Annotated in this window: 11 protein-coding genes; 2 read left to right on the top strand and 9 right to left on the bottom strand. The window is 44.4% G+C overall.

Annotation, left to right across the window (positions count from 1 at the left end; translation table 11 throughout):
* Positions 1 to 98 precede the first annotated feature (98 nt).
* From abc-f to MHH52_RS05500, 9 genes are all read right to left on the bottom strand, one after another.
* Positions 99 to 1,949, bottom strand: a complete 1,851-nt coding sequence (gene abc-f, locus MHH52_RS05540) for an ABC-F type ribosomal protection protein (RefSeq protein ID WP_340007152.1) — start codon at positions 1,947 to 1,949, stop codon at positions 99 to 101.
* A 482-nt stretch (positions 1,950 to 2,431) separates the two neighbouring features.
* Complete coding sequence (locus MHH52_RS05535) at positions 2,432 to 3,346, bottom strand: L,D-transpeptidase family protein (protein WP_313640261.1); 915 nt, start codon at positions 3,344 to 3,346, stop codon at positions 2,432 to 2,434.
* A gap of 482 nt (positions 3,347 to 3,828) precedes the next feature.
* A complete protein-coding gene (locus tag MHH52_RS05530; protein WP_313640259.1) occupies positions 3,829 to 4,971 on the bottom strand; it encodes a Ger(x)C family spore germination protein in 1,143 nt (380 codons plus the stop codon).
* 5 nt (positions 4,972 to 4,976) lie between these two features.
* Positions 4,977 to 6,062, bottom strand: a complete 1,086-nt coding sequence (locus MHH52_RS05525) for a GerAB/ArcD/ProY family transporter (RefSeq protein WP_340007151.1) — start codon at positions 6,060 to 6,062, stop codon at positions 4,977 to 4,979.
* Entirely contained in the window at positions 6,043 to 7,566 is a 1,524-nt protein-coding gene (locus tag MHH52_RS05520; protein ID WP_313640257.1) for a spore germination protein, read from the bottom strand. The genes MHH52_RS05525 and MHH52_RS05520 overlap by 20 nt, the downstream gene beginning before the upstream one ends.
* 509 nt (positions 7,567 to 8,075) lie before the next feature.
* On the bottom strand, positions 8,076 to 9,044 hold the full coding sequence (locus MHH52_RS05515; protein WP_340007149.1) for a sugar phosphate isomerase/epimerase: 969 nt from the start codon (positions 9,042 to 9,044) through the stop codon (positions 8,076 to 8,078).
* Positions 9,045 to 9,776 carry a ThuA domain-containing protein gene (locus tag MHH52_RS05510; RefSeq protein WP_313640255.1) on the bottom strand — a complete coding sequence of 244 codons (732 nt, stop codon included), beginning with the start codon at positions 9,774 to 9,776 and terminating at the stop codon, positions 9,045 to 9,047.
* A gap of 51 nt (positions 9,777 to 9,827) precedes the next feature.
* Positions 9,828 to 10,904 (bottom strand): Gfo/Idh/MocA family oxidoreductase, encoded by a 1,077-nt coding sequence (locus MHH52_RS05505; RefSeq protein ID WP_313640254.1) that lies wholly within the window; start codon positions 10,902 to 10,904, stop codon positions 9,828 to 9,830.
* Positions 10,905 to 10,911: 7 nt separating this feature from the next.
* Complete coding sequence (locus MHH52_RS05500; protein ID WP_313640253.1) at positions 10,912 to 11,865, bottom strand: AraC family transcriptional regulator; 954 nt, start codon at positions 11,863 to 11,865, stop codon at positions 10,912 to 10,914.
* Positions 11,866 to 12,262: 397 nt separating this feature from the next.
* On the opposite strand from MHH52_RS05500, the gene MHH52_RS05495 reads away from it, so the two are divergent.
* Both MHH52_RS05495 and MHH52_RS05490 read left to right on the top strand, forming a co-directional pair.
* Entirely contained in the window at positions 12,263 to 13,267 is a 1,005-nt protein-coding gene (locus MHH52_RS05495; RefSeq protein WP_313640252.1) for a substrate-binding domain-containing protein, read from the top strand.
* A gap of 153 nt (positions 13,268 to 13,420) precedes the next feature.
* Positions 13,421 to 14,686, top strand: a complete 1,266-nt coding sequence (locus MHH52_RS05490) for an extracellular solute-binding protein (RefSeq protein ID WP_340007142.1) — start codon at positions 13,421 to 13,423, stop codon at positions 14,684 to 14,686.
* The last annotated feature ends 39 nt before the right edge of the window (positions 14,687 to 14,725 follow it).

Here is a 14,725-nt window from a genome sequence, read left to right as displayed (position 1 = left end):
CCTATCGGAATATTCGATTCCTTATGTATTGACCACGCTAAAAAAACAACCCGGCCCAAGATACGTTCTATCCTGAGCTAGGTTGTGTCGCTTCTTCCCTATGATGGTGTAACTTCTTCCTTAACCCCTATTTCCTGAATCTGTGCCCTTAGATTAACGATTTCCGCCATTAACGCTTCATTCTCCTCCTCTGTATCTCTACTTCCGCTCTGGATCAACTGATTCAAGCGTAGCTCCAAAAGGACAAGATCATCCTCCCTCGCCTGTTCTTTACGAGTAAGGATTCGGCTTCTGTCTTTCGAGGTATATTCATCATAAGAACCTTGAAAAAACTTTGGTGTCTGGGATGACTCCAGTATCACCAAACGATTAGCTACTTTAGCGTGAAGATATCGGTCATGCGAGACCATCACAAGTCCCCCCGGATAAACCATAAGCGCTTCTTCTACACGCTCCCTAGTGTCAATGTCCAGATAATTGGTGGGTTCATCCAGTACCAATAGGTTAGCTTTTCCAAAGTACAGTTTAAGGAAAGCTACACGACATTTCTCTCCCAGACTTAAATCACCAATTCGTTTAAAGACATCCTCCCGCGAAAATAAAAAGCAGCCCAGAATCGTTCGCGCCTCCGTTTGGGTCATACCCGGTACTTCAAGCAAACTATCCAGGATGGTGGATGATACCGCTAGATTATCGAGCTCTTGCGCAAAATAACCAATCTTCGTCCGCGGATGCAGCCGCACATCGCCTTTGGTAGGCTTATGAATACCAGCAATCAGCTTCAACAAAGTAGACTTACCGACACCATTGGGACCCAGAATAGCGAGACGATCACCTCGATTCAGAGACAAACTGAAATCTTTCAATACAGGCTTACTACCCTTATATGCAAAATCAATTTCGCGGAGTGACAGCAAAGTGTCCGCCATAAACGCTTCACTCTCCAGCTTCATCTTCAGCTTGCTTGTCTCGCGTGGCAATTCCACACGGTTCTTATTTAAGCGTTCGAGTGCTGCTTCCTTCGCATGAAGACGAGACACGTTCTTCTTAGATTTCGCACGCAGGAAATCATGCTGTCCGGCAGCACGGTGTGCCTGCTGGAACCATTCGGAATACCTTCTGATGCTCTCCAGTAGTTTCTCCTTTTCCTGTTCCTGCTTCTTATATTGTCCCTCCAGTGTTCTCGCCTCCACCGCTTTCTGCTCCCGATACTGCGTATATCCACCCGAATACCGACGACACCCCTCTTGACTAAGCTCCAGCAGGCCCGTCGCTGTTCGGTCGATGAACGTACGATCATGTGAAACATAAAGCACAGTTCCAGGGTAAGTGTATACCCAATGTTCCAACCACTCCATCGTTTCTCCATCTAAGTGATTCGTCGGCTCATCTAGAATCAACAGCTTCGGCTGCTGGGCTAATAATGCTGCTAATTGTACACGTGTCTTTTGCCCTCCGCTAAGCGATGGGTATGGCAAATCCCAAACCGAACGTTCAAGCTTAAGCTGCTTCAAGCATTTTTCCGCTTTAGCCTCCCAGTCATATCCATCAAGCTGCAAGTATTGATCATACACTTCGGCGTATTCAGCCAATCCAGCTTCACTCTCGTCGTTCTGCTCCTGCAACCTCTGACTGAGGGATTTAAGCCGGAGCTTCAATTTGGGTAGTTCTGCTGATCCGGCGAGAACGTAATCCAAGGCGGTTACTTCCTCTGATACTTCAAGCTGCTGATCCAGCACACCCCATTCCTCACGTGGCAAGCCATGATAAATACTTCCCTCCTCAAAGGTGAGGCGACCGATCAGCCCCTTCAGCAGTGTGGTTTTGCCGATTCCATTACGACCGAACAAGAGCACACGCTCTCCTTCTGCGATCTCAAAAGACACCTTCTCGAATAACAGGGTCCCGTTCCATTCTTTACGTAAATTCTTTGCTTTTATTAGGGTCATATTCCATTCCTCCGATTGTATTGCCAAGCATAAACGCCTTCGGCGTCCTTATAAGGACGGTATGCGCTTTAGCGAGAAATCTAAGGAAAAAGTATAGTGTAACACTTATACTTTCTTAGATTTAAATAAAAAACCGCAGCCAGCGGTCTGCGGTCGAATAGCGTATGGTGGGGTGGAATGTGCCATAACATGAATAGACTACGGCCGTGATCACCTGCTGCATGCAGAGTAAACCAAACAATAGATAGATCTATTCATATAAAAGCAACGTAAGGTTCCCGACCGACACACGTATCCCTGACCGTTATCACCCTGCGCGGGTGCTCCGTGACTTGTGCATCATGCACTTTACAAGTTGGATGGTCTGTTTATAGGAAACGTGTTAGTTATACATCAGTCGGTGGCCCTCCGTCATTGTCCGAATTTGTTTGAATGAGTATAGTATATACCTACTTCAGTCAGAAATAAAAGTTCAAGAATAGTTATAAATTAATCTTTACCGACTGGGACTGTGGATTCCATTGTACCGGAATACTAAATAATTCGGGCAAGATGCTCAGTGGAATCAGTAATCGGTTATTTACATTGCGGGACGCCGGTATCGTAATTGATTTTCCATTCACAACAGCCTCATCTGATAACGGCTTATGTGTCACCGTACGATCGCCTATCGTAATTAGCAATGCACCAGTTCCAGCTTCGCTCTGCAAAGTTCCACCTAACAAAGCTACAGATTCTCTCAGCGGAACAAACACACGGGAGTTATCCAGTATAAAGGGATCATTCAGCTTTGTTGTGACTCCATCCATCTCAAAAGCTCCAGCGAACGTCTTACTTCCCACAGAATACCCATTCTTAGTCGCAAGGCTCTCCATAGCCAGTGTGCTTGTTGTAATGATGACCTTTGTATTCTTAGCTATTTTTGGATACAGCCAGTGGATGTCATCATTATGCATTCGAATACATCCAGCACTAACATACTTTCCTATGGATGACTCATTATTATTGCCGTGAATCGCATACGTAGTTCCATAAGTTCCGTTCACTTCCAGCCCCAGCCAGCGGTCGCCAAGCGGATTGGCCGGATCACCCCCGGGTATTTTCTCTTTGTAGTAGGGTCTGTTCTTTACTTTAACTACCATTTTGAAGCTACCTTCAGGTGTCAGTTCCTTCGACTTCCCCGTTGCGACTGGAAAGATCTTTACCAGCTTACCATCACTGAAATACGCGAGTTTGTTTGTTTTTTTGTTCACGATAATCAGATCTGATCCAGCAGCAGCTTCCGCCTTTCCCATACCTGTAAAACATGCAGCGAACAGAAGCCCGAACACAAGTATCAGCTTCATGTTCCGCTGTAATGAAGATTGAAACCGGCCACCCGAAACGAAAAATCCCAATTTTCTCCACCTCCATATATAAAGACGAAATTATTTCAATTTTGTTGCATGCCAGCCTGTACCTATTCTTTTCAACTCGTCCCCCACATTTGACGCAGAGATTGCAATACTGTAACCAAGTGAACACACGACAAAAAAGCCGACCTTTGGATAACCAAAGATCAGCTCTGTATTTTAAACTACAGTATTATGTTATCAGCGACTACAGTTTCTTACAGGTGTCCCACGGAATGATCTGACCTTGTCCTGCTGCATTTGGTTGTACATCTTCAGTACGCGCTGCCTGTATTAGCTTAAATCCCAGTGCAAATTCATCGCGCACCGCCCACCAATACAGCGCGCACCGATAGAGTATCGGTGCGCACTGGCAGCATAGCTTTTTTCATCTGTCTACTTGACAGGGATATGACCATATTTTAAAGTTTGATTAGATTTTTTAGTTTCAGAGGCTTGATAGAAATCGCAAGAACAACAAACATTAGTTAGTTAATAATCCCTTGCTTCGTAATTTCTACTTGTATTACTGGGGCAAAATGCACTTTTTGATAATTGCTGCCCCAGTCTTCCTTATGCTTTTTCCAAACACGTGGATGGAACGCCATAAGTTGTCTACCGATCCCTAATCCATCACAGCGAGCTATTTGCATTTTTTTCAGTGTTTCTTGAGCCAGACTAGTCATCCTCTTCGAAAGATCCTTGTTTAATTCTGCGACCACTTCTTTCTTATCTAAGCGATCTTTCGGATACTCAATTACACTTACTTTCAATTTTAATTTCAGATGAACCGTAATTTGATCGCCTGATTGAACCTTTACTTTCATTTTTCGCTTTAACTTTTCTACACTGAAGGTCAGAAAATCATACCTGTTTTGAGGGTTCTCCTCTGTAGTACCCATTTCCCCTGCAGTGCTCATATTTTGGGTGTATCTCGTCACTTTCCCCTTGCTGCCTTTCAATAATAAGTACATTGTTGATTCTTCAGGACTCAGTGTACCTGTAAACTTATGGTTATGAAACATGGCAATACGAGAAACATTCACACGAGCCCCTTGTTCCATCAGGTAAGGAAGAACAAAATCTTCCCCTGGGTCCAACATCACAGGGTAGATCTTTTCAAGTGTCACCTTGGGAACGGTTGTTGTCTCTTCTTTGCTCTTGATTAATTCATCAATTTCTTCTGCGATCAAGACATTCCCTACTTTCTTTAGGGAAAGTATATCTTCCGCTGTCCCTTGGACCACTCCGATCCTGGCGTTTAAGGCACTCTTCGGGTCACGGTAGAACACTTCGAGGATCGGATAAATATCTTGTTTGGCCAGTTCTTCTCCAATGAGAAAAAACCGGTTTTTATAAGCACGAAGATGCCGTGATATCTGATCGTCTGCATAACTGCGGGTTTCCATAGGCGTATTGCCATCTGTGGATATAATATCGTTTTTAGGACTCTGTTGTTCGCCTGATGGCACGTCCTGAATGACAAAAGTTGCTCGAAGCTTACCATTCGGCGCGAGATCAACCCCCGCTCCATAGAGCAGACGAGCATCTTTTAATAGATCTTGATCCCAGCAGCCAGCTATAAATAGGAGGAGGGACATAACCATACACAAAAAGCAGATTCTTTTCATCTGACTTACGTCCCCCTTTTTCTCATAAAGTACGCGAAACAAAGCAGGATCACAGGAAGTCCAATTACAAATGTATAATGAATAATCTTAATTACTTGATCGTAGAAGTCAATGACCGATGGTTCTTGAGCAATCATAGCCAGAATAAAGAGTATGCATATGGTATAGGGGACGGCCTTTTTATGTTCGCCTTGGTGAAAGAAGTGACCCAATCCAACCGTTGCCATATATATCCAAGAGACAATGGCATTGCTAACTACAAAGACCCATAACGACAAAAAGATCAAGTCGATCCGTTGGATGATCTGAAAAGAAAAACCTTTCAGCATGTAGAGGAGAGGTTCTGAAACCGCGGGCATGACCGCCGGGCTGAAAATGACTAAACTGGTAAACACCTCAAAGGTGTAAAAAAGTGTAATCACCATACTGCCTAAAGAAGCTGCCTTTAATTTTCCGCCGCTCTTCCCTTCAACGAAAGGATAAAGCACCAATATCACTTCATACCCTACTAAAGGAAACAATGCCTCATTCGCAGCTTTGAAGATATTCCCCCATCCCGCTTCGGTTATAGGAAAAATATAACTGAAGTCCGCATTGACATAACCGCTCAAGGATAATGCCACCAATACAATGATCGTTAATGAAGAGATAACGAACAGCCTGGCAATCACCCGAAGGTTTTCTTTAGCCAAGTACATACAAGTGAGAAGGGCGAGAATTAATAATGCCCATCTAGGCGTTGATAGCAGCACCCACCTTCCTACGACATCGGCAAACTTGGCCAGAACCGTTCCTGCAGAAAACAGAAAATAGCCAATATAAAGAAAGCTAAGCAGATTCCCAAGAAGCTTCCCGGTAATCTTCGGCAAGAAATCGTATATCGTATCGGAAGGAAATCGTCTGCAAAGAGCCCATAGAATCAAAATAATAACTTGTACAGCCGATCCCGCGATGAGGACAGAAATCCACCCTCCTCCCTTGGCGCTTGCTTGCATTGTATGAGGAAGCGTTAAAATACCAACCCCCACTTGAGTCTGTACGATAAAAAACATGAACTGACCTTGCGTAATCTTACTCTTTTCCGGGATCATCCTGTTCCCACCCTCTTGAATTTCTTTCTTGAACATACTTTTGGGGATGCGCATCATGAGGACGTTGATTGAGACTCCAGATCGGAAAACGCACAAATGTATCCTTCATATCTTTCATTCGAAGAGGCATGACAGGCGAAAAATAGGGTGTACCAAAGCTTTCTAATTTACATAAGTGAATCAAGATGAATAACATGCCGAACGTAATCCCGATCAAACCGAACATCGCAGCCAGGATCATGAGCGGAAAGCCCAGAATGCGTGTTGCTGTACTTATTTCATTAGACGGTGCGACAAAAGAGGAAATAGCCGTTAAGGCGACGACGATAACCATGGGATAGGATATCAATCCTGCACGCACGACTGAATCACCAATGACCAGACCGCCAACAATACCGATGGTTTGACCTACCCGGCTCGGCAAACGAACCCCTGCTTCACGCAGTACTTCTAAGGTAATCTGCATAATAAGAGCCTCCACTATAGGCGGAAATGGAATCCTGTCTACACTGCTCTTCACGGAAAAAATCAAATTTTCAGGAAGAATTTCAGGGTGAAAGCCAATAACCGCTATATATAAAGCAGGTATAAGAGTTGCGATGATAAAGCTCACAAAACGAAGCAAACGAACAAACGATCCGGCAATCCACCTGCTGTGGTAATCGTCAGGGCTTTGATAGAAAGCAAAGAAAGTCACCGGTAAAATCAGCGCAGACGGGTCTCCATCAGCTATAATAACGACACGGCCTTCCATGAGATGAGCTGCCGCCCGGTCCGTTCTTTCTGTATATAAGATTTGCGGAAATAGAGAAAATGGGTTATCTTCAATCAATTCGGCAATGAATCCAGGCGAGATCGTGATGTCCATCGTAATGGAACCGATTCTTTGATCCACTTCTTTGACCAGATCCGGATTCGCCAGATCCTGCATATAGAGAAGAGCTAATTTTGTTTTGGTTTCCTTTCCGGTCTGATAATAACGAACGACCAGATTCGGATTCTCGACGCGCTTCCGAACCAGATAAAGATTCGTCATGAGGTGCTCTATAAATCCATCATGCGCGCCGCGAATAACCCCTTCGTTCACTGGCTCCGAAATATTTCGTGTATTAACTGCAGCTACATCGACAATAAAGACTTCTACTATACCTTCAAATAACAATACACAATTCCCTTGAATTAAGGCGTAAGGCACCTCGTTGAGATCCGATTTTTTCGTAATCTCCACAGAAGTTATGACTTCATCCACGTTTCCTTCACTTTTTCCTTCTAGAGGCTGGATGATCTCTTTTTGAATTTTCTGTAGATCCGCCAGGGATTCTAGAAAAACAATAAGACCCTCCGTTTGATTAAATCTAATGCTTCTCCATTTTAAATCGCTTGAATGAAACAGCTGATTTTCAACGTACTCCTTATTTTCTTGTAACGAAGAATAAACACTCATTCTCTCATTCGGCTTATTTTCTGTCGGTTTTTTCTTTAATAATGTCCTTAAAAGACTCATCTATCCACTCCACCCATGTTCATTCCAATTTCGGTTATTATAACCATTGAATTCAGAATTATTCCAACGAAAACCTTATCTGCTCGGACCCTCTTTCGCGTCACTACGCCCTTTCGCGTCACTACGCCCTTTCCCGTTACATCAATGTTTTGACAGAGAAAAACCCAAAACTAAAGGCGGCCTTAAAATATGGTGTCTTTATTTGCATACTCTTGGTGCATTAGCTAGCCTGCCCGTTAGCCAGACATACAGCGTACGCGCCGCACCACAACAGATAAAAATACTAGGGTCCGTCAATACTGCAACTGCGGCTGGAGAGGAAGGTCGATGAACTATGGTGCCTATGAGCCCATCCGTTAGTCTTACTCCAACGACCACGGTGCATCACATTGTAACCTAACCAAAAATCTAATCAAAGCTAAGCAGATCCCACATCCGCATAAACACGCAAAAAAAAGCCTTGATCCTCTAAACTAGAGAATCAAGACCTTCAGTTCTTAAAATATTCCTTACGCCCACCACATACCCTGAGGTTGATCGCGAATAAGAATGGATTGCAAATTGGTTACTGCACGATGGAAGCCTTCGTCTACCGTCATAAGAGGGTCTTCATGCTCGATGCTGACTACATAATCATAACCGTAAGTACGCAGCGCACTCATGATATCCGACCATTCAGATATGCTGTGTCCACAGCCAACGGAGCGGAAAGTCCAAGCGCGGGTCTGTACATCACCGTAAGGCTGCATATCCGTCAGACCATACATATTAATATTGTCCTGATCCAGGTACGTATCCTTAGCATGGAAATGATGAATTGCGCCGGCTTTACCAAGAATCTTGATCGCGCCCACAGGATCGATGCCTTGCCACCACAGATGGCTCGGGTCTAGGTTCGCGCCGATCGCATCGCAGGTTGCTTCTCTAAGCTTTAGAATCGTGTAAGGAGTATGGCATAGGAAACCGCCGTGAAGCTCGATACCGATCTTAACGCCATGCTCCTCGGCCAGCTTACCGATTTCCTTCCAGTAAGGGATCAGTTTATGTTCCCACTGCCAGGTTTTGATGTCGCTGTATACGGTTGGCCAAGGTGTAACTGGCCAGTTCGGTGCTTTTGCCTCATCACTGTCACCTGCGGTTCCCGAAAAAGTGTTAACTACCTTAACTCCCATCAGCGAAGCCAGCTTGATCGATTTACGCAGAATTTCGTCGCCTTCACGAGCTTCTTCTTTATCTGGCGAAATTGGGTTGTTGTGGCAACTGAAAGCACTAATCATAATGCCACGTTTCGTGAACTGCTCCAAATATTCCTTACGTGCTGACTCGCTCGCAAGCAGCTCATCCGTAGGACAGTGGGCATTTCCGGGATTGCCTCCTGAACCGATCTCCACCGCATTCAAACCTGCGGCCGCGATTTTATCAAGCATCTCTTCGAGACTTAAACTTCCAAATACAGGATCGAATACACCTAACTTCATTTACATTACCACCTTTTCTTTAATGGGTTCCAAAGCTTCGGAATGTCCGTAAACTGGATAAGCACGCTTCGTTGGTGCACACCAGTTCACGCCATTGATGATTACTCTTTGAATCTCTTTGTTGTAATAGGTTGGGTAAGATTCATGACCGGGCTGGAAGTAAAAGATCTTCCCGTTCCCACGACGATAGGTCGATCCGCTTGGGAACACATTGCCGCCCTCAAACCAGCCGACAAAGATAAGACTCTCTGGTGCTGGTACATCAAAATGTGCACCGTACATCTCTTCTTGCTCCAGATCGATATATTCTCCGATACCCTCAGCAATCGGGTGACTTGGGTCCATGACCCAGAGGCGCTCTTTCTCCCCTGCTTCACGCCACTTTAGATCGCAGCTGGTGCCCATTAATTTCATGAATATTTTGGACATATGACCTGAATGAAGCACCACTAGCCCCATGCCTTGCAGCACTCTTTGGTGGACACGGTTTACAATCTCATCACTAACTTCTTGATGGGCGACATGTCCCCACCAGACCAGTACATCTGTATTATCCAACACTTCTTGTGTCAATCCGTGTTCCGGTTCATCCAGCGTAGCTGTCTGAGCGTCCAGTCCAGCTTCCTGAAGGAAACTTGCCAGTTGTCCGTGAATCCCTTGCGGATAGACCTTGAGAATTCTCTCTTCCTGCCGTTCATGACGGAATTCATTCCATACCGTTACTCTGGTCACTTTGGACACACTCCTAGTTCATAGATATCTATGCCACTTAAAATTGATAGGTTATTCAAAAAATACAGGCATTCCAGTCTCTGAGGATTTATAGATAGCCTCCAAGATGCGGGTGACAACCAGTGCCTGCTCCGGTTTCACTACAGGATCGGTGTCATTTACAATGCTGTCGATCCACTGAGTAGCCTCTGTCACCGCAGGATCATCTCCTGCGCCATCATAAAAGTCAACACCACCGGCTTCCAAGCTAATATGCTTCTCGAATGTCTTACCGTATTCTTCTCCGTTAATGCGCAGACCGTTCTCCATATCCGCTCCACCTTCAGTACCGCAAAGAACCGTCTTAGCTTCACCAACATCGAGTGTATTCAGCGCCCAGCTTGCTTCGAGAACGATGCTAGCTCCATTCTCCATAGTAATGAATCCAATGGCGGAATCCTCAACTGTAAATTTCTCAGGATCCCACGGGCCCCAAGCGTTCGCAGCGTTTTTACGACCGGACAGCTTATGATAGGCGTTACCCACAACATATTTAGGTTTGTAGTTATCCATCATCCAAAGGGTCAAATCGAGGGCATGAGTACCGATATCAATCAATGGACCTCCGCCTTGCGCTTCCTCATCCAGAAACACGCCCCACGTTGGAACGGCACGACGACGGATCGCCTTAGCTTTAGCATAATAAATCTCTCCAAGACCATTATTCTCGCATACCGTATGCAGATAAGCTGAATCTGGTCTGAAACGGTTTTGGTAACCGATGGTCAGCTTCTTCCCAGTTCGCTTTGAGGCATCGATCATGGCTTGCGCTTCTGCTGTGGTCTTAGCCATCGGCTTTTCGCACATTACATGCTTGCCTGCCTCCATTGCCGCAATGGAAATCTCTGCATGGGAAATGTTTGGTGTACATACATGAATCACATCTATACTTGCATCTTTAAGAAGCTCTTTATAATCTGAGTAAACCACGGAGCTCTCATCCCCGAACTCCGCTTTTGCCTTCTCGGCACGCTCAGGAACGATATCGCAAAAAGCAACCATTCGAGCACCTTCCACTTTTGATAGCGCTGGCATATGTTTGCCGTTCGCAATGCCTCCACAGCCGATAATTCCTACTGTTAATGTCATCTTTGTTCTAACCTCCACTTGTTCCTGTTTTGATATCTCTATCATACAAAGCCCGGGGGCGTCTTTCTTCCTGCATTCTTGCTGTATTATTCCCGAATATTGTCTTGTGGTATTTAAGCGGGGATATCCCTGTAGCTTCCTTGAAGAAATGATGAAAGGTCTTCACGCTGCCAAACCCAGCTTCTTCCGCCACCGCGGACATCGGCAGATCATCATTCATCAAAATCCATTTGGCTTTGTTAAGTCGATATTCATTTAAGAATGCTATAAAGGTCATGCCCGTGTTCTTCTTGAATAGTTTGGTAAAATAATACGGACTGAAGCCCATGTAATTCGCTACCTCATTCAGCGTAATGGCCTCCTGATAATGCTGCTCCACATAGATAAAAATCCGCTCTAATCTCTCCAGCGTTTCTCTGGACTGGTTCAGCGTATCTTCCGAGAACTTAGGCTGTTTATTGACTGTGCTCTTCGGCACCTCCCGCAAAATAACAGTCAGTAGTTCAAATAATCTAGCTTTGATTAAGTAGGCGTACCCTTCTCTTCGCTGCACGTCTTCCTCGTAAATACTCTCAATCAGCCCTTTGATCTTCGCGGCGGTTGCCTCGGGCCATTTTGAACTAGAATGCTCCATAAGCGTAAAAACCTCACGAAGCGAATAGTCATTTCCGCTCAAAGCTGCGACTTCCTGAAACAGGTTAAGATCGAATTGAATTACTACCCGTTCGCTCTCAGGTGAGGCGAGAAAATAATGTACATCCCCACCGTTGATAAACTGAACCTCACCCTGCTCCATGTGAATAGGGGTATCATTAATTCCCAGATTTAGACTTCCTTTAGTTACATAGATAATTTCAATTTCTTTATGCCAATGCGGATAGCACAGCGTATCTCCTCCACAAAGTAAACTTCTAAAGGGAAAGTGCTTATCCACATCAGGAATTTCGAGATAAATATTCATAAGCGCAGCTCCTTATCCGGTTAAACACTAAAACAAACGTTGAACATGTCAATCCGATATTTGCGTAAGCGTTTACTCACTAAATGTTAGCCCTCTAATATTCTTTTGTCAATTCTAGGTCATATGATTCCTTATATCCTGCTCCTACTACCTTTCAGCTCTCTTACACCCCCATTTTAAAAGAGATTTTTTGGTAAATTAATCGGTTTCATTCTATTTAAAAATCATTTGCCTTTCACGGTTTTTATTATTCATTTATTTTTTAATAGAGTTGACAAGAATACCTACCAGGATTTATATTCAGGGTAAGCGTTTACGTTATAGTTTTAAGTAATTTCATTACTCAAAGCGTAAACGTTTAATCTAAGGCTAACCGTAATCTAAGGAGCACGTATGAATGAACCCGACAATTAAAGATGTTGCACAAAAAGCGAACGTTTCCATTGCGACAGTCTCTCGCGTGCTAAACAATTTAAGTGGGTACTCCGACAAGACGAAACAAAAGGTAAATGAAGCCATCAAAGAACTCGGCTATCAACCTAACGCGATTGCTCGTGGCCTAATCAATAAGCGTACGCAGACCATAGGTGTAATGTTTCCAAGTGTATCTGGAGCTTTCTCCTCCGATCTGCTTAAAGGCATTGAGGAATTGGCCAATGACCGCAATTACAGTGTGATGGTCTGTAATACCGATCAGGATGGTAAACGAACATTAAAGTACTTGCAGCTCCTAAGAGAGAAGCAGGTCGATGGCATTATTTACTCTAGTGAGGTCTTGAAGAAAGAGTATTACGATGTGCTAGAAACCATGAAGATCCCAGTTGTGTTGGTTTCTTCCCAAACGGAATTTGCCAGTGTACCTTACGTGAAAGTAGACGATTATCAGGCTGCCTATGATGCTACTCTCTACTTAATTTCCAAAGGTCATAGCAAAATCGCCATGATCAGCGGAAATCCAAGCGATGCTATCGCTGGTGTACCCAGAGCCGAGGGATATCGTAAAGCGCTTGAAGCGAATGGAATTCCTTTCGACAGCCGCTATCTCACCTTTGGAGACTTTCTGTATGAAAGCGGGAGCATTGCAATGGAAGCTCTCTTGGAGCAAGCCCCTGATGTCACTGCCGTCTTTGCCGCTAGTGATGAAATGGCGATTGGTGCTCTTTCCACTGTCATCAAAAATGGTTTAAGTGTTCCCGAGGATATATCCATAATGGGTTATGACGATCTTGGAATAGCAAAAATGATTATTCCTCCGTTAACTACAGTGCGTCAACCGCTGTACGATATTGGTAAGATCGCCGTGGAGAAGCTTATTCAGATGATTGAAACAGGCGAGACTGTGGATAGCAAAATTGTCGATCACTCCATCGTGGAAAGACAAACGGTAAGATCACTTACCTGAGTCTTTTTACCCCTTTTACGTAAACGTTTACTCTCTATTGGCAATGCATATCTGCCGCCTATAAGTAGCCAGAATATCAATTAATTTCATTTACGTACATGTTTACTCTCTTACATGTTCATAATACCAACAAATTATTAGGAGGATTTAATCATGAAAAAAACAATCAAACCCGTAGTGGTTAGCGTACTGGCTATGTCCGTACTTAGTGCTTGTGGAAGCAATAGCAGCAACAATGCGGCTGGCAACACGAATAGCGGTGGAAATGCCTCCGGTGAAAAAGTGAAAATCGAATTTTTCCAAAATAAGTCCGAAGCCAAAGCTACCTTCGACAAGCTGGTTGCGAAATTCAATGAAGCCAATCCGAACATTGTAGTCACTCAAGTAAATCCACCGGATGCTGAGACCGTACTGAAGACCCGTGCTGCTAAGAAAGACATTCCTGACGTGGTGGGAATCGGCGCCACCGATACCTACAAGACTTTATCCGCAAGCGGTCTGTTTGAAGACTTCACTACTGATCCGCTCGCTAAGAATATTCAACCTGCATATGTCCAAATGCTGAAAGATTTAACCGGTTCGAGTGAGCTGAATGGTCTTCCATTCTCCTCTAATGCAAGTGGTGTCATTTACAATAAGGCGATGTTCGCTGAAGCTGGCGTTACCGTACCAACAACCTGGGATGAGTTCATTGCCGTCGCTCAAAAGTTCAAAGACAGCGGTAAGAATGCTTTCTATCTAACATTTAAGGATGCTTGGACAACACTTACACCCTTCAATTCCCTCACGACAATCATTAAAGGTAATGATTTCTTCAAGGAGCGTACAGCAGGCACTGTAACCTTCTCAGACAGCTTCAACGAGGTTGCTGAAAAGCTGCTTAAGCTGACGGAATACGGACAGAAAGATATTTTTGGCAAAAATTACAATGACGGCAACACAGCATTCGCTAAAGGCGAATCAGCAATGTACCTGCAAGGCGTATGGGCGATCCCAGAAATCGTGAAAGCCAATCCATCCATTGAACTTGGCGTATTCCCGTTCCCAGCGACAAATGATGCTGCCGATAATAAGGTCATTTCTGGTGTAGACACATTGCTGACCATTTCCAAGAACACTAAGCATAAAGAAGAAGCAAAGAAATTCGTAGACTTCCTGCTCCAGCCTGAGAATGTCAGCCTTTACATCAGCGAGCAAAAAGCATTCCCAGCTGTACAAGGTGTAACGCAGGATGATCCAACGATGGACGGATTCAAAGAATCCTTTGAATCCGGCAAACTAGCTGACTTTGCTGACCACTACATCCCAAGTGCAATGAAAGTGGAAACCATCAATCAGTCCTTCTTGCAAAAGAAAGATATTAATGCTTACCTAAAACAGCTTGATACGGAATGGGATAAGGTAGCTAACCGGAAATAACCCGATCAGACATACTTGAACCGCGAAAGAGAACAGGGT

The organism is Paenibacillus sp. FSL K6-0276, from assembly GCF_037977235.1.
GTDB lineage: Bacteria > Bacillota > Bacilli > Paenibacillales > Paenibacillaceae > Paenibacillus_AQ.
This window is presented reverse-complemented; position numbering and strand designations above follow the sequence as displayed.